The sequence below is a fragment of the Azospirillum sp. UENF 111221 genome, from assembly GCF_058780625.1.
Genome location: NZ_JBSNCH010000005.1, coordinates 1,754,158 through 1,768,874 on the forward strand (window position 1 = coordinate 1,754,158; position 14,717 = coordinate 1,768,874).

The window sequence follows — 14,717 nt, forward strand, 5'->3', positions numbered from 1 at the left end:
CCGACCGCTTTCCTTACGCCACGGTTCCGCTACGCCGCGGTCTTGGCGTGCTGGCGGACCGGCAGGTTGGGAATGGTCAGGGTGAAGATGGTGCCGCCGTCACGCTCGATCTTCAGCGTGGCGCCGGCCTGGTGCGACAGCGCCTGCACGAGATTAAGGCCGAGCCCGCTGCTGGCGCCGCCGCGGCTTGGGCGCTTGTGCTGGCTCGGCATGCCGGCGGGCAGCCCGACGCCGTCGTCGCGCACGATCAGCCGCATGCCGTTTTCCTCGCGCTCCAGCAGCACGCGCACCGTTCCCGGATGACCGTGCGGGAAGGCGTGCAGCAGGGCGTTGGACACCAGCTCGCTGGTGGCGATGGCCAGCGGCGTGGCGCGGTCGGCATCGACGATCCAGTCCTGCGCCTCCAGTTCCAGCCGGGCGGCCGTCGGGTTGTCGGAACGGACCAGCCCGTCGCACATCTGGCGCAGCGCGTCGGCAAAGTTGATGTGCGCCGGCTCGGCCGAACGGTGGAGCAGCTCGTGCAGCAGGCTCATGGTCTGGATGCGGCGCAGGCTCTCGTCGAAGCCGCGCCGTGCCCTCTCGTCGATGCGGGCGGCTTGGAGGCGCAGCAGGCTGCAAATGACCTGGAGGTTGTTCTTCACCCGGTGCTGAACCTCCTTCAGCAACACCTCCTTGTCGGTCACCGCCGCTTCCAGCTGGGCGTTGGCCCGCTCCAGCTGGGCGGTGCGCTGGTGGACGTTTTCTTCCAGCGTGTCATAGGCGTGTTGCAGGGCGTCCTCGGCCTCGCGCTCCTTCCGGGCGCGCTGGATGGCGAGCGCGCCGATCACCGCCACCGTCGCGCAGGCCGCGGCGGCGAAGGCGGCGTAAATCCACAGCCGCTCGCTCCAGCGCCGCAGGACGCTTTCGGTGGTGATGGTCACCGCGGCCGACAGGCCGGTGTCGCCGATCGGACGGGTCACGGTGATGTCGTCGGCGTGGCTGGCGGCTTCATCCCCGGGATTGCCGCCCATGGTGCCGCCACCTTCCGGTTCGCGCAGCAGCGGCGTTCCGTCCGGCAGCATGATGGAGATGCTGTGGCCGTAGCCGACGTCGAGCGAGCGGTAGACATCGCGGAAGGCCCGCGCGTCGAGCCCCGCCACCGCCCAGCCGCGCGGCGCGGCGCCGGCACCGCTGGCGGCCGTACCGCCCGGCAGAGGCTGCGCCAGGACAACCACCGCGCGCCTGCCCATCCGGCCGCTGCCGATGGTCATGCCATTCGGCTTCAGCGCCGGCATGCCGGCGCCGGGTGCTGCGTCCGGCAGGCTCGACAGCCGCAGGGCGCCCGCGGCATCGCGGATCTCCAGCCCGACCACATGGGGCGCGCTGGCCGCCAGCAGGGCCATGCGGTCGCGGGTCGCGACATCGTCGGGCAGCGGCGTGCCGGCTGGACTGGCCAAGGTCGCCGCCTGGGTCAGCAGCAGGTCGCCCGACTCGATCAGACGGGCGGCGTGTTCGGCCGCCAGCAGTCCGATGTTGCCGGCGACGCCGGTCGCCTGCTGGACCGCCTCGTTGCGATCGCGCCAAGCGAAGACGGCCGACAGCCCGATGGTCAGCAGAACCGCGGCGGTGCAGGCGATCAGGACCAGCGCCGAACCGGGCAGCCGGTAGAGCGGAGAGGATTGGGAACGCAGCGCGCGCAACGGCATCGTGTCGGAAACCATCTGGAGATACGGCCACTTCATTCTTAGCCGGAAACGGTAACACCGCCCGGCGGGTGACGGTTCCGCCGAAGGCTACCCGTGTTGAAGCGGCAGCAGCCACCACCTATTGTGGGGTGCCGACAAAGTCATCCCGCGTTGGTAAGGACTTGGCAAGACTCCGGCAGGCATGGGGAGGATAGTTTTATGCGGATCGACGGGACGGCCTATCGCACCATCTGGCCGGACGGCGAGGGTGTCGTCGCCATCATCGACCAGACCAGGCTGCCGCACGATTTCGCCGTCGTCCGCCTGACCAGCCTGGAGGAGGCCGCCCACGCCATCCGCGCCATGCTGGTGCGCGGCGCCCCGCTGATCGGTGCGGCGGCAGCCTATGGCGTGGCGCTGGCCCTGCGGACCGACGCCAGCGACCACGGTCTGGAACGGGCCTGCGCCACCCTGCTGGCGACCCGCCCGACCGCCGTCAACCTGCGCTGGGCGCTGGAGCGCATGCGCGGCCGGCTGATTCCGCTGCCCGAGTCGCAGCGCATCGGCGCCGCCGAGGCGGAGGCCGCGGCCATCGCCGACGAGGATGTGGAGATCAACCGCTCCATCGGCCTGCATGGTGCCGCATTGATCCGCGCCGCGGCGGCACGCAAGGCGACCGGTGAGCCTGTCAATGTGCTGACCCACTGCAACGCCGGCTGGCTCGCCACCGTCGATTGGGGCACGGCGCTCGCCCCCGTCTATGCCGCCTTCGAGCAGGGCATCCCGCTGCATGTCTGGGTCGACGAGACCCGCCCGCGCAACCAGGGTGCCAGCCTGACCGCCTGGGAACTGAAGCAGCATGGCGTCCCTCACACCGTGATCGCCGACAATGTCGGCGGCCACCTGATGCAGCACGGCAAGGTCGATCTGTGCATCGTCGGCACCGACCGCACCACCGCGACCGGCGACGTCTGCAACAAGATCGGCACCTATCTGAAGGCGCTGGCCGCCCACGACAATGGTGTGCCCTTCTATGTCGGGCTGCCCTCGCCGACCATCGACTGGACCATCGCCGACGGCGTGCGGGAGATTCCCATCGAGGAGCGCGACGGCCGCGAGGTGAGCGAGCTGGCCGGCCGCACCGCAGATGGCCGGATCGAGACGGTGCGCGTCACCCCCGACGGCAGCCCGGTGGCGAATTACGCCTTCGACGTCACGCCGGCAAGGCTGGTGAGCGGCCTGATCACCGAACGCGGCGTCTGCCCCGCCTCGCGCGAAGGGCTGCTGGGGATGTTTCCGGAGCGGGGGTAAGGGGGACTGGGATCAGGGGCGGCGGTTGGACAGCAGCCGCCGCAGCAGCGGCCATCCCAACTGGCGCGACCCGTCTTCGGCATTCTTGGCATCAAGCCATTGATCGGCCAATTCACGGACCTGCCAGTCACCGAGAAAGCGGTCGCAGTCGATGGCGGTATAGAGTCGAACCCGCTCTTTTCCCAGCCTTTCGAAATAGGCAAGCGCTCTTTGGCGGTCGATGTCTTCCATAGGCCCCAATGAAACGGAGATTGCGGGACGGCCGGTTCTGACCTTTGCCGATCCTCCGGATATTGGGAGCAGCCTGTCGCCTGTGCAACTGTCCGTTCGTTGTTGTTCCATCCCCCGGAAGGTGAATGGACCATCCCCATCGGTGGCCGGCTAGCGGCGGCCGGGGTCGAAGCAGCCGGTGTCGAGACAGCCGGTGTGCACGACATCGGCGGACAGCGGAATGCCGGCCCGCGCGGCGGCCTGCTCCAGCGAAGCGCGGTCGGGCCAGTAGAGCCGTCCGCCGACCTCCGCCAAGACGCCTCGCTGCCGAATCACCCACAGGCCGCTGAACGCCATCTCGACGATCCGCCCCATCGGAGAGTCGGATGGCAAGCGGAGCGGTCGGTTCCTGTCTAAATCGCTGTCGTCGATTGTCATCTCTGGTCTTCCCGGTGTCGGCCTTTCGGCATTGGACGTCTGCACGCCCGCAGCAGGAGCCGAACTCAGTTTTCCCCAAGGGATAATGAATGAGGTCCTAAAGGGTTTCCTGCCCAATTCACAAGAATTTTTGATCGTAAAATCTCAGACCATTTGTAAACGCCCGTACACAATTTACGTGGTCTTACCACACCATTTGTTAACCATAATATTATTATTGTTATTTCTCGGGTCGGATGCCGGAATCGGCGTACACGCTGCCCCGCATGGCGCCATGCCGCACATCCGCCCAACCTTCCGTACCGCTCGCATTCCAAAAGGAGTGGAACCCCCTGACCGGATGAGATCGATACCCCGAAATGGTCACAGCAAGGACCGGCTTCACTCACCAAACATAAGCTTGACCGCCTGTTCCCGGCCTGACGGCAGGGTGGCGGCCGGCTTATCGACGTGCCTGTGTTTGAAGGAAGAGACCGATGAAGACCACCATGCGGACATTCTCCACCGGGGCGATGGCGCTGCTGATCGGCGCGACCCTGCTCGGCGGCTGTTCGAACCTGAACCATCGCGAGAACCGCGCGCTGACCGGCGGCGCCATCGGCGCAGCCGGCGGGGCAGCCATCGGTGCAGTCACCGGCGGCAGTGCCGTCTATGGCGGATTGCTGGGCGGTGCCGCCGGCGCGGCAGTCGGCGCCTTGACGGCGGACGAGGGCAGGCACCGGCGCTGAGCGCGCAGGGCGCGGACCAGAGGACGCCCCAAAGGATACCGAGGGGGCAGGATGGCCGATTTGGCCCCTCCCCTCCCTAATCTTCCTCGTCGTCCTCGAACTGGTCGAGGCTGAGCGAGCGAACCTCGGTGCTCGGGTTCGGGGCCGGCGGGGCAACCGGCGGCATGCCGCCCGGACGGGCGGCGGCCAAGCGGTCGGCAGACGGGCGGGCGGCGGCGCGGCCGGGCGGCAGATGGGCGTTGGGGCCCTTCAGCGGACTGTTCAGCGTGCCGCGCGGGCCGATGCTGGGTTCGTCGCCGAAATCGGGCAACGGCGGAATGCGGTCCATCACCCGCCGGATCAGGGCGGCGATGCGGTCGGCCTCGCCGCGCAGGGCCTGCCCGCGCTCCCCCTCATAGAGCGGGTCGTCCAGGAACTTGCGGATTTCCAGGACGCCGCGCAGCTCCACGCCGCACATCTCATGGGTGCCGATGGGCAGGGCCTTCACCCGCGCGAAGCTGGCGAAGAAGGCGGCGCTGCCCTCCACGAACTGGACCACCATGCGGGCGTGCAGACGCTCCAGCGCGGTGGTCATGGGGTCGATCAGAATCCTCCATCTCCTCCGGCGCGGCGTCCAGCCGCTCCTGGGTCAGGGCGGCCAGCGCAAAGAAGTCGCGCACCCGCCGGCTGAAACGGCGATAGCGGGCCAGCCCGCCGACCGACACCCGCTCGCGCGCCGTCTGGGCCAGTTCGGCCGACTGCTTCAGCATGGCGTCGAGCCGCATCAGCAGCGTCGCGATCTCGCGCTGCCGCTGGGCCGCGCTGCGGCCGGGCGTGGGCGCCGGCGGAGCGGCCGGGCGGCGGGGAGGGTTTGAACGCATCATGCCGGTACGGGGTGGATCCTCGACGGTCTATTCACTTTGGCCAACTTTGGGGGGCAACGCTGGGGTGGAGTCAACGCTGGGTTCGGACGGTGACCGACTTTTGCCCGCCCTCGCGCATCACCGTCAACTGCACCGGCGTGCCGACGCGCAGAAGGCCGATGCGGTTGCGGAAATCGGTGGCGCTGCGCACCGGCCGCCCATCGACCGCGATCACCACGTCGCCGCTGCGCAGGCCGCCGCTGTCCGCCGGCGATCCGCGCTCGATCTTGGCGATCAGCGCGCCCTCGTCGCCCTTCAGGCTCATGCTCTCCGCAAGATCGGGAGTCAGGTCCTGGATGGCGACGCCCAGCCGGCCGCGGCGAACCTCGCCATATTCGCGCAGCTGTTCCACCACCGACCGGACGATGCTGACCGGCACCGCGAAGCCGATGCCGACCGAGCCGCCGGCCGGGCCAATGATGGCGGTGTTGATGCCGATCAGCTCGCCCTGGAAATTGACCAGGGCGCCGCCGGAGTTGCCCGGGTTGATCGAGGCGTCGGTCTGGATGAAGTCCTCGTAGCCTTCGATCTTCAACCCGCTGCGCCCCGTTGCCGAGACGATGCCGGAGGTCACCGTCTGCCCCAGTCCGAACGGGTTGCCGATGGCGACGACGAAATCGCCGACTTTGGTGCGGTCCGAATCGCCGATGGACAGCGCGGCCAGCCCGTCGGCCTTGATCTGCAGAAGCGCAATGTCGGTGGCGGCGTCGCGGCCGATCAGCTTGGCGCGCAGGCGGCGGCGGTCCTTCAGGGTGACCGCGATCTCCTGCGCGTTCTCCACCACATGGTTGTTGGTGACGACATAGCCGTTGCGGGCATCGATGATCACGCCCGACCCGGCGCTGACCTGCGGCTTGGACTGCGGCATCTGGTCGGGAAGGTTGAAGAAGCGACGGAAGAACGGGTCGCGCAGCAGCGGGTTTTCAGCCTGGGGCGCCTGGCTCAGCACCGAGATGTTCACCACGGCCGGCGTCACCTGCTCCAGCATCGGGGCGATGGTGCCGCCGCCCACCGCACCCAGGGGCAGCGCCGCTTCGGCCGGCGAGGCCCCGAGGCCGATGGCGGAACCGATCCGGCCCAGCGCCGAGTCGGCGGGTGCCACCAGCGCGCCGCCGGTCAGCGCCGCGATCCCGACCGCCGCCGCAAACATCACCGGACGCGCCGCCGTCTTCATGGACTGTTCCTTTCCTTTTGGGAATTTCTAAGGCGAGATGGCCATCGATCGGGCTGATTTGGGATAAAAACGAAGTCTGTTCAAGCCTGTCGGCCGACCGACGGCCTTCAGAGCCAAGCCCGCCTCCATGGCCGTGCCCTGTCCGCCAAATCCGCTGCATCGATGATACCGTGGTGGCGTCGGAAACTCCCGGTAAAGAAATACGGTGGTATAGGACGACGGTCGGCGTGGCCCCGGAGATGCCGGGAAGGCGCGGCTGTCGAGGAACGGGTTGAGCGCTATGAGCGGCGGGTCACTGCTCGAACTGACCGAGCAAGAGTATCTGCAGATGGAAGAGGCCCTGTCGCAGACCGCGCGGGGGCGGGCTTTCCTGCGCATGCGCGACCGGCGCAGCCGCGTCGTCGCCTCCGACGAGTTTCACCGGCTGGTGGACAAGCTGTGCACCCAGGTCGACCGGCTGAGCGGCACATCCTCCAGCGCCTTCACGGCCTTCGCCTCCGGCGAGGATCCGCGCATCCAGCAGGAGCTGACCGCCATCACCCAGGTGGTGCGCGAGGCGCGCAGCGACATCGCGGCCCTGAAGGCGACCGACACCGGGTCCAACCGCATCGAGGCGGCGACCGGCGAACTGGACGAGATCGTCGCCGCCACCGAACGCGCCACCACCGACATCCTGAACGCGACGGAGAAGATTCAGGAAATCACCATGTCGATCCCGCGCGACGACGACGATCTGGCCGAACGGATCGACGCGGTCGAGGCATGGTGCATCGAGATCATGACCGCCTGTTCCTTCCAGGACATCACCGGCCAGCGCACCACCAAAGTCGTCAACACTCTGCGCTACATCGAAGAGCGCGTGAACACGATGATCGAGATCTGGGGCGTCGAGCGGCTGGCCGTCGCCGATCCCCAGCAGCATGCGTCGGGCGAAGTGTCCTCGCACCGCAAGCTGGGCGACACCCGGCCGGACGCGCATCTGCTGAACGGTCCTCAACTGGGCGGTCCGGAGGTCAGCCAGGACGCCATCGACGCGCTGTTCGACAGCGTGCCGGGGGTGGCCGAGCGGGCAGAGCCGCTGCCAGCCGATGTGGAGCCTTCCCCACCCCCGCCGCCACCCCCGCCACCCCCGCCCCCGCCTCCTGTCGCGAAGCCGCCTCCGCCCCCGCCTCCGCCTGCCGATTCCGGCGGCGGCGGGATCTCGCAGGCCGACATCGACGCCTTGTTCGCGTGACCGGCCATGGCGCAAGACGGCAAATCCCGCATCCGACTGACCCAGGACCAGCTCGACCGTGTGTGCGAGCGTCATGTCCGATTCGCCGAGGGGCGTCCGAACGGCGCCCGCGCCAACCTGCCCTTCTTCGACCTGTCCGGCCTGTCGCTGGCCGGCCGTAACCTGACGGGCGCCCATCTGGCCGGCGCCATCCTGCGCGACGCGGACCTGCGCGGCACCGTGCTGGACCATGCAGACCTCTATGGCGCCGACCTGCGCGGGGCCGACCTGTCGGAGGCGCGGCTGTTCCGCACCGACATGCGCGGCGCCAACGTGCGCGGCGCCAAGCTCGACGGCGCCACCATGGTGGAGGTCGACCTGCGCGACGGCAGCATGGTCAACCGCAACAGCGCCGGCGAACTGAAGGTGGTGGGCTTCGATCCCGGTCCCGCCGACATGGCGTCGGCCCGCCTGACCAACGCCGACATGGCGCGGGCCAAGCTGTCGGGCAGCTTCGCCCAGGCGGCGGACTTCACCAACACCCGGCTGTCCGGCGCCCGGCTGGATCGCACCGACCTGCGCGGGGCCAACTTCTCCGGTGCCGACCTGCGCGGCGCCGACCTCAACGGCTCCGACCTGCGCGGCGCCATCCTGGAGGGGGCGAGCCTGGATGCCGATGGCCTGGAACAGGCGATCCGCACCGACGAGCAGGCCGTTGCTGCCCGGCAGGCACCGCTCCAAGCCCCGGCGGCAGAGCCCGAACCGGAGGAATCCGTCGCAGACGAACTGCCGGCCCTGCCGGTGGACCAGCTGGACAGCATGCTGCGCCAGCACATGATCTGGCTTGGCACCAGCGGCAAGCAGGGCTGCCAGCTCGACCTGACCGGGCTGAACCTGGAAGGGGCGGACCTGACGGGCAAGATCCTGACGCTGGCCAAGGGCAGCGGCGCCCGGCTGCGCCACGCCCGGCTGAACGGCGCCCAGTTGCAGGCCGCCCAATTCGACGGTGCCGACCTGCGGTCCGCCGATCTCAGCCGCGCCGACCTGCGCGGGGTGAAGCTGGACCGCGCCATCCTGATCGACAGCCGGCTGGATGGAGCCAATCTGGGCATGCTGCTGGTCAGCGCCGGCGCCAAGGTGATGCGCGCATCGCTGGTGCGGGCGCGGCTGGCCGGCGCCTCGCTGGCCCAGACCAACCTGAAGGGCAGCGACCTGACCCTGGCCGACCTGACCGGCTGCGACCGCTCGTCGGCGGTGCTGGAGGGCGCCATCCTGGAAGGGACGCGGCTGAGCGGAGCCTGAGCCGGTTCACGGGTTTTCTTTCGCGAAGCCGTTGATTGCTTTCAAATTTCCGTCACGATCCATGCCGGAGATTGCCGCCGCGCGCCCTGGAAGGAACAGGGTCTTTGGTGGCAAAACACTTTCCACCGTTCAGAAAAACGATTGTGTCGTAACGGCTTAGCACCGCGGGTGGGGCTTGACGCCTTATTCGCCCGGTGGCACGCTGCTGTCCAAGCGCGGCGCAATCCGACCAAAATGTGCCCGCATCTGATGGGGGAACGTCAACGGTCATGACCAAGTCGGAACTGATCCAACGGCTGGCGGAGCGGAACCCGCACCTGTACCAGCGCGACATCGAAAAGATCGTCGGCACCATCTTCGACGAGATCACCGAGGCGCTGGCGCGGGGCGACCGGGTGGAGCTGCGCGGCTTCGGCGCCTTCTCCATCAAGAAGCGGGACGCGCGCACGGGTCGCAACCCCCGGACCGGGGAATCGGTTGACGTCGGCGAGAAATGCATTCCTTTCTTCAAGACCGGCAAGCAGCTTCGCGAGCGTCTGAACACGGAGTGAGCGCCGGCCCGGCCCTGTCCCAGCGCCGTATTCCGGCCGTATCACTCTCAAGGAACCTTAGCCTTGCGCCATCTTTCCTGGATCGTCACCATTCCCGTGGCCCTCGTCGCGATCCTGTTCGCGATCTCCAACCGCGGTATCGTGACCCTGTCGCTGTGGCCGCTGCCCTTCACGCTCGAAACGCAGGTGTATCTGGCCACGCTGATCGCGCTGGTGGTGGGCTTCGTTGCCGGCGGCTTCATCGTCTGGAACAGCCAGCGCCGCCATCGCCGCCGGGCCCGCCGCGAGGGCAACCGCGTGCTGTATCTGGAGCGTGAACTGAAGGAGGCGCAGGCCCGCGCCGCCGCGGCCGAGAAGCGTCTGGCCGAAAGCACCCGTCCGGTTTCCGGCCCGGTTTCGGGCACACTGCCCGGCTCCACCCTGCCGGTCGCGGCCGCCCAGGGCAGCGCGCCGACCGTTCACTGAACGTCACACTGGGCCTCATCGGTCGGAACCGTCGGCCTGAACCGTCGGCCAAGACCATCGATTGATCATCGGTTCAGGGGTTCCGCCCCTTTCCATCGGGGCGGAACGCGATGCCGGCCGGCGGGAGGGGGTTCCATGCGCACCGTCAGCGGCGCCGAGCTTCGATCCGTTCTGCACCACCGCATGCTGGTCGAACGCCTGCGGCAGACCTTTCGCGCCGGCGTGGAAGCTCCGCCGGCTCACCGCCATCGGGTCGAGACCTATGGCGCCAGCGACGCCGCACTGCTGCTTGCCCCCGCCTGGCAGGTCAATCAGGCGATCGGGCTGCGCATCGACACCGTCTTTCCCGACAATGCCGGCAGTGACCTGCCGCGGACGCAGGGCGTCTATCTGCTGGTCGACGGCAAGACCGGTGTGCCCCAGGTTCTGATGGACTCCTCCACTGCGCTCGGCCGGCGCAGCGGTGCCGCATCCTCCGCACTCGCCGCCTCCTATCTGGCGCGGCCGGACGCCGACCGGATGCTGGTGGTCGGCACCGGTCCGCTGGCCCTGGAACTGGTGGAGGCGCATACCGCGGTGAGGCCGCTCCGCCATGTGCTGGTCTGGGGGCGAGATCCGCAGAAGGCCCGCAAGCTTGCCGCCCGTTTCCACAGGCCGAAATTCCGCATCGAGGCGACTGCCGACCTCGAAGGGGCGGTGCGTGGCGCCGACATCGTCGTCTGCGCCACCGCGTCGCACAGCCCGCTGATCCGCGGCGACTGGCTGCAGCCGGGCCAGCATCTGGACCTGCTGGGCGGCGTGACGCCGGAGATGCGGGAGGTCGATGACGAGTGCATCCGCCGCGCGCGCGTCTTCGTCGATTGCCGCGACCGCACGCCGGCCGAGGCCGGCGACATCGCACAGCCGGTGGCCTCAGGCGTGCTGACGTCCGACGACATCGCCGGCGACCTGTTCGAACTCGGCCGCGGCGAACGGGCCGGCCGGCGTTTCTACGACCAGATCACCCTGTTCAAGTCGGTGGGCACCGCCCTGGCCGACCTGTGCGCCGCCCGGCTGGCGACGGAGATGGTGCTGCACAACAATTCGATCCGCTGAAGCCGTTCGATCATTGAATCGCTTCAGTTGCCGAGCCGGTCTTGCCGGAGCCAAGCGTAACCTTGAGTCTACGAAAGATAAGGTTACGGGCAGCCAACCCTGCGCTACTATTCGACGATTCCGCCCATCTGCCCGACAACCTGCATGGCGATCCGCATCGAAGGATAAGGAACGGCCGATTGAATGGCCCTGCCCTCCCCCCGCTTTCCGACGAGTCCACCGGTTCCGAACGCATTGCTGCGGACGGTTCGCTGCCTTTCCGCAAGCCGAGGCTGGAGGCCGCCATCGGCTGGCTGGCCGCCTGCGGCTTCCTGTTCCTCGCCGTCGTCACCGTGGTCGTCGGGGTGCAGTCGCGCGAACGGGCGATCGATGGGGCACAGGAACGCGCGCGGGCAGCCGTCCGTGTCCTGGCGGAACATGCCGCCCGCCTGTTCGATGCCGCAGACCTGCTGGTGGAATACGCCGCCCAGGAAAGCGCCGGACGGCCCTGGGCCGAGGTCGCACAGTCGCGCGCCCTGTGGGACAAGCTGAACGCCCAGCGCGCCCGGCTGCCCTTCCTGGACGCCATCTGGCTGAACGATGCGACGGGGCTGCTGCGGCTGACGACGGCAGCCTTCCCGGCACCCTATTCCGATGCGTCCGACCGCGAGATCTTCCTGTTCCATCAGCGCAACGCGCAGCAGGGCCGCCTGCTCGACCAGCCCCATGTCGGGCCCCGTATCATCGGCCGGGTGACCAACAAGGCCACCTTCCTGCTCAGCCGCCGGCTGTCCGAACCGGATGGTGGCTTCCGCGGCATCGCCTCCGTCACCATCGATCCGTCCTATCTGTCGGGCTTCTACAAGGAATTGGACCTCCCGCACGAGCCGGTGACCGTTCTGGTGCGGGCCGGCAACCTCGACGTTTTGGTGCGCGAGCCCGACAGGTCCGCCGAGCCCGCCCCGCTGTCCGACACCGCCCGCCGGGCAATCGAGGTCGAGCCGGACGGCGGCGTCGCCCGGGACGGCGCCACCATCGTCGCCCATCGCCGGGTCGACAGCTGGCCCGTCCATGTGGTGGTCCGGCTGGATCTGGCACCGATTCTGGCGTCCTGGCAGCGGTTGATCGCGCCCTATGCCGGTTTGGCGGCGGCGGCGGCCATGGCGCTGGCCGCCCTCTCGGTCTTCGGCTTCCGGCAGGCCGGTGCCGCCCGTCAGGTTCAGCGCGAACTGGAGCGGCGGGTGCGCGACCGCACCGCCTCGCTGGAGCGGACCATCGGTGAGCGCGACGCGGTGCTGGCGCAGAAGGATTTGCTGATGCGCGAGGCCAACCACCGCATCAAGAACAGCCTGCAGGTGGTCTCCAGCCTGCTGAGCCTTCAGGGGCAGGCGGTCGGCGATGCGCAGCTGAGCGAGCATCTGCTGGAAGCCGGACGCCGCGTCCAGGCCATCGCCGACATCCACCGTCTGCTCTACCGCGTGGACGACGTCCATTTCATCCCCTTTCACGACTATCTGACCGAGCTGTGCCGGGAGTTGGAGCGCTCCGCCCGCTCCGAAGGCGGCAACTGGCGGCTGGAATTGGTGGTTGAGCCGGTGGAGGTGCCGACCGACCATGCGGTGCAGTTGGGCCTGCTTGCCAACGAACTGGTGATGAACGCCATCAAGCACGCCTACCGGCCGCTTGCCTCCACCGTGGTCGGCATGGCGGCCGCATCGCAGGCCGATGCTGCTGACCGAGCCCCGGAAGACACGAACGTCATCGTCGTCGGGCTGCGGCGGGACGGTGAGACCTTGCAGATGATCGTCGGCGACCGCGGTGTCGGCTTGCCGCCCGATTTCGACTGGCGCCGCAGCCGCAGCCTGGGCATGCGGCTGATCCACACCCTGTCCAAACAGTTGGACGCCATCCTGTCGATAGAGAACGCCGATCCCGGGGTGCGCTTCACGGTCAGCCTGCCGCACCGCTTCGCCGCTGGTGGTATCCCGGAATAAGCCATCCTACCGAGAAAGAGGCCGAACTTCGCAACTTCCGAACCACCACTCGTCATACGGGAGTATAATAACGTCTCATTCCCGTATTTTGCTTGCGCTGGCGAGATTTCCTTCGGAGGATCGCTGTCACGGCACTGGCCGCGGGTGGTCCGACCGCAGATGGTCCTGACGGATCCATGTTTGCGCTAACGGCCTTCCGCGAGTCGGACCGGACCATCCGCCAACGGCTTGCCAGGGACGATGACCGTGACCGTCTCCGCCTCTTCCATGGACGCTGCCCCCCGCCTGCGGGCGCCGTCCAACCGGCTTCTGCTCGGCGCCGGCTTCATGCTGCTGTCGGCACTGCTGTTCGGAATCGGCAACACGGCGGTGCGGTGGGCCTCGACGGTGATGGACCCGCTTGAGGTCGTGTTCTTCCGCAACCTGTTCAGCCTGCTGTGGATGCTGCCCTGGGCACTGACGGCCGGTGCGCCCGCCTGCCGGGCGGTGCTGGCGGAACGGCGGCTCGGACCTTATGTGACGCGGGCGCTGACCACGCTCTGCGCCATGAGCGCCTGGTTCTACGCCATCTCCCAAATCCCGCTGCCCACCGCGACGGCGGTCAGCTTCGCCATCCCGCTGTTCGTGGCGGCGGGGGCGGCATTGCTCCTGGGCGAGCGGGTGCGGCCACGGCGCTGGGCCGCGGTCTGCGCCGGCCTGATCGGCGTGATCATCGTGCTGAGGCCAGGGGCGGCGCCGATCGATCTGGCCTTTCTGGCCCTGTTCGTCCATTGCGTCGCCGCGGCCGGCACTGTCCTGCAGATGCGGCTGCTCAGCCGGAAAGACAGCTCTCCGGTGATCGTGACCTTCCTCGGTCTGCTGGTGACCCCGATGGCCCTGGTGCCGGCGCTGTTCGTCTGGACCTGGCCGAGCTTTAGCACGCTGGGCTGGCTGGCGCTGCTGGGCGGCGTGCTGACACTGGGGCAGTTGGCGATGACGAAGGCGCTGTCGCTGGCCGAATCCTCGGCGATGATGCCATACGATTATGCCCGGCTGCCCTTCACCGCCATCGTCGCCTGGATCGTCTTCGGTCAGACCATGGACTTGTGGGGCTGGGTGGGTGCCCTGGTGATCGCCGGCTCCGCCCTCTATACCATGCACCGCGACGCGGCGGACGGCCGCAAGATGGCGCAGTCCAAGCCCAACTAGCCGGCGCTTTCCGTCTCTCCGCCCTTTTCGGCGCGCAGGGTCTCCTTCGCCCGCAGCCAATGGCCAGGGGTCAGGTTGGCGCGTACGGTCTGCACGGCGGCTGCCAGCACCGCGGCATCATCGGTGAAGCCGGCGATCAGCAGCCAGTCCGGCACCGCGTCCACCGGCAGCACGAAATAGGCCAGCGCCGCCAGCAGGATCGCCTTGGCCCGGTATGGGGTCGCCGGGTCGGTCGCGCAGAAATAGGCGGCCAGCAGTTCCTCCAGAAAGGGGACGCGATGCAGGTTGGCCCGCAGCTTTCGCCAGAATCGGCGGCGGACCAGCCGTTCGTCACGCTCGACCCGGTCGGGATCGGAAACCGCCAGCGCGGTGCCGGTGTCCAGAGAGCGGCCAAGCGAGGGAGAGACGGACGATGCGGTCATGGACGCGAGACTCCCTTTTGGAATTGGCCCGTTCGCAGATGGAAGATCGCGGCGTCGGCATGATGCCTCGCACCATACGGT

16 protein-coding genes are annotated in these 14,717 nt (G+C 68.3%); 9 read left to right on the forward strand and 7 right to left on the reverse strand.

The features are described 5' to 3' along the window. Positions 1-29: 29 nt before the first annotated feature. A complete protein-coding gene (locus tag ACWPN3_RS22885) occupies positions 30-1,700 on the reverse strand; it encodes a sensor histidine kinase (protein ID WP_492241259.1) in 1,671 nt (556 codons plus the stop codon). 183 nt (positions 1,701-1,883) lie between these two features. On the opposite strand from ACWPN3_RS22885, the gene mtnA reads away from it, so the two are divergent. Beyond that, positions 1,884-2,975 (forward strand): S-methyl-5-thioribose-1-phosphate isomerase, encoded by a 1,092-nt coding sequence (mtnA, locus tag ACWPN3_RS22890; protein WP_492241260.1) that lies wholly within the window; start codon positions 1,884-1,886, stop codon positions 2,973-2,975. A 12-nt stretch (positions 2,976-2,987) separates the two neighbouring features. Here the strand turns inward: mtnA and ACWPN3_RS22895 are convergent, their stop codons facing one another. Further along, positions 2,988-3,206: a hypothetical protein gene (locus ACWPN3_RS22895; protein WP_109096626.1), complete on the reverse strand. Its 219-nt coding sequence runs from the start codon at positions 3,204-3,206 to the stop codon at positions 2,988-2,990. A gap of 150 nt (positions 3,207-3,356) precedes the next feature. Then, the gene (locus ACWPN3_RS22900; protein ID WP_492261761.1) at positions 3,357-3,542 is read right to left on the reverse strand and encodes a hypothetical protein; all 186 of its coding nucleotides are present in this window, start codon (positions 3,540-3,542) and stop codon (positions 3,357-3,359) included. A 557-nt stretch (positions 3,543-4,099) separates the two neighbouring features. On the opposite strand from ACWPN3_RS22900, the gene ACWPN3_RS22905 reads away from it, so the two are divergent. Further along, positions 4,100-4,351, forward strand: coding sequence for a YMGG-like glycine zipper-containing protein (locus ACWPN3_RS22905; protein ID WP_492241262.1), 252 nt, complete (start codon positions 4,100-4,102; stop codon positions 4,349-4,351). 76 nt (positions 4,352-4,427) lie between these two features. On the opposite strand, the gene ACWPN3_RS22910 is transcribed toward ACWPN3_RS22905, so the two are convergent. The 3 genes from ACWPN3_RS22910 to ACWPN3_RS22920 form a co-directional block, all read right to left on the reverse strand. Next, entirely contained in the window at positions 4,428-4,925 is a 498-nt protein-coding gene (locus tag ACWPN3_RS22910) for a hypothetical protein (protein ID WP_492241263.1), read from the reverse strand. Continuing rightward, entirely contained in the window at positions 4,810-5,214 is a 405-nt protein-coding gene (locus ACWPN3_RS22915; RefSeq protein ID WP_492241264.1) for a hypothetical protein, read from the reverse strand. The genes ACWPN3_RS22910 and ACWPN3_RS22915 overlap by 116 nt, the downstream gene beginning before the upstream one ends. A 70-nt stretch (positions 5,215-5,284) precedes the next feature. Continuing rightward, positions 5,285-6,427, reverse strand: coding sequence for a Do family serine endopeptidase (locus tag ACWPN3_RS22920; protein ID WP_492241265.1), 1,143 nt, complete (start codon positions 6,425-6,427; stop codon positions 5,285-5,287). Positions 6,428-6,707: 280 nt separating this feature from the next. Here ACWPN3_RS22920 and ACWPN3_RS22925 point away from each other — a divergent pair, with 280 nt between their 5' ends. The 7 genes from ACWPN3_RS22925 (at position 6,708) to ACWPN3_RS22955 (ending at position 14,214) form a co-directional block, all read left to right on the forward strand. Next, positions 6,708-7,661, forward strand: coding sequence for a hypothetical protein (locus tag ACWPN3_RS22925; protein ID WP_492241266.1), 954 nt, complete (start codon positions 6,708-6,710; stop codon positions 7,659-7,661). A 6-nt stretch (positions 7,662-7,667) separates the two neighbouring features. Next, positions 7,668-8,942 (forward strand): pentapeptide repeat-containing protein, encoded by a 1,275-nt coding sequence (locus ACWPN3_RS22930; RefSeq protein ID WP_109445830.1) that lies wholly within the window; start codon positions 7,668-7,670, stop codon positions 8,940-8,942. Positions 8,943-9,211: 269 nt separating this feature from the next. Beyond that, positions 9,212-9,493 (forward strand): integration host factor subunit beta, encoded by a 282-nt coding sequence (ihfB, locus tag ACWPN3_RS22935; protein WP_085090428.1) that lies wholly within the window; start codon positions 9,212-9,214, stop codon positions 9,491-9,493. A 63-nt stretch (positions 9,494-9,556) separates the two neighbouring features. Then, entirely contained in the window at positions 9,557-9,958 is a 402-nt protein-coding gene (locus tag ACWPN3_RS22940) for a lipopolysaccharide assembly protein LapA domain-containing protein (RefSeq protein ID WP_492241267.1), read from the forward strand. A 135-nt stretch (positions 9,959-10,093) separates the two neighbouring features. Beyond that, on the forward strand, positions 10,094-11,053 hold the full coding sequence (gene lhpI, locus ACWPN3_RS22945) for a bifunctional Delta(1)-pyrroline-2-carboxylate/Delta(1)-piperideine-2-carboxylate reductase (RefSeq protein ID WP_492261762.1): 960 nt from the start codon (positions 10,094-10,096) through the stop codon (positions 11,051-11,053). A 179-nt stretch (positions 11,054-11,232) separates the two neighbouring features. Then, positions 11,233-13,026 (forward strand): sensor histidine kinase, encoded by a 1,794-nt coding sequence (locus ACWPN3_RS22950; RefSeq protein WP_492241269.1) that lies wholly within the window; start codon positions 11,233-11,235, stop codon positions 13,024-13,026. Between the two features lie 246 nt (positions 13,027-13,272). Then, the gene (locus ACWPN3_RS22955) at positions 13,273-14,214 is read left to right on the forward strand and encodes a DMT family transporter (protein ID WP_492241270.1); all 942 of its coding nucleotides are present in this window, start codon (positions 13,273-13,275) and stop codon (positions 14,212-14,214) included. Here the strand turns inward: ACWPN3_RS22955 and ACWPN3_RS22960 are convergent. Beyond that, the gene (locus ACWPN3_RS22960; protein WP_492241271.1) at positions 14,211-14,636 is read right to left on the reverse strand and encodes a YkvA family protein; all 426 of its coding nucleotides are present in this window, start codon (positions 14,634-14,636) and stop codon (positions 14,211-14,213) included. The two genes, ACWPN3_RS22955 and ACWPN3_RS22960, sit on opposite strands and share 4 nt — an antisense overlap. Between the last annotated feature and the right edge of the window lie 81 nt (positions 14,637-14,717).

Excerpts from the sequence above, each read along its gene's own strand:
- ACWPN3_RS22925 (WP_492241266.1), top strand. The coding sequence starts at position 6,708 with ATGAGCGGCGGGTCACTGCTCGAACTGACCGAGCAAGAGTATCTGCAG.
- ACWPN3_RS22960 (WP_492241271.1), bottom strand. The coding sequence starts at position 14,636 with ATGACCGCATCGTCCGTCTCTCCCTCGCTTGGCCGCTCTCTGGACACC.
- ACWPN3_RS22900 (WP_492261761.1), bottom strand. The coding sequence starts at position 3,542 with ATGGCGTTCAGCGGCCTGTGGGTGATTCGGCAGCGAGGCGTCTTGGCG.
- ACWPN3_RS22910 (WP_492241263.1), bottom strand. The coding sequence starts at position 4,925 with ATGACCACCGCGCTGGAGCGTCTGCACGCCCGCATGGTGGTCCAGTTC.
- ACWPN3_RS22895 (WP_109096626.1), bottom strand. The coding sequence starts at position 3,206 with ATGGAAGACATCGACCGCCAAAGAGCGCTTGCCTATTTCGAAAGGCTG.
- mtnA (WP_492241260.1), top strand. The coding sequence starts at position 1,884 with ATGCGGATCGACGGGACGGCCTATCGCACCATCTGGCCGGACGGCGAG.
- lhpI (WP_492261762.1), top strand. The coding sequence starts at position 10,094 with ATGCGCACCGTCAGCGGCGCCGAGCTTCGATCCGTTCTGCACCACCGC.
- ACWPN3_RS22930 (WP_109445830.1), top strand. The coding sequence starts at position 7,668 with ATGGCGCAAGACGGCAAATCCCGCATCCGACTGACCCAGGACCAGCTC.
- ACWPN3_RS22905 (WP_492241262.1), top strand. The coding sequence starts at position 4,100 with ATGAAGACCACCATGCGGACATTCTCCACCGGGGCGATGGCGCTGCTG.
- ihfB (WP_085090428.1), top strand. The coding sequence starts at position 9,212 with ATGACCAAGTCGGAACTGATCCAACGGCTGGCGGAGCGGAACCCGCAC.
- ACWPN3_RS22885 (WP_492241259.1), bottom strand. The coding sequence starts at position 1,700 with ATGGTTTCCGACACGATGCCGTTGCGCGCGCTGCGTTCCCAATCCTCT.
- ACWPN3_RS22920 (WP_492241265.1), bottom strand. The coding sequence starts at position 6,427 with ATGAAGACGGCGGCGCGTCCGGTGATGTTTGCGGCGGCGGTCGGGATC.
- ACWPN3_RS22915 (WP_492241264.1), bottom strand. The coding sequence starts at position 5,214 with ATGATGCGTTCAAACCCTCCCCGCCGCCCGGCCGCTCCGCCGGCGCCC.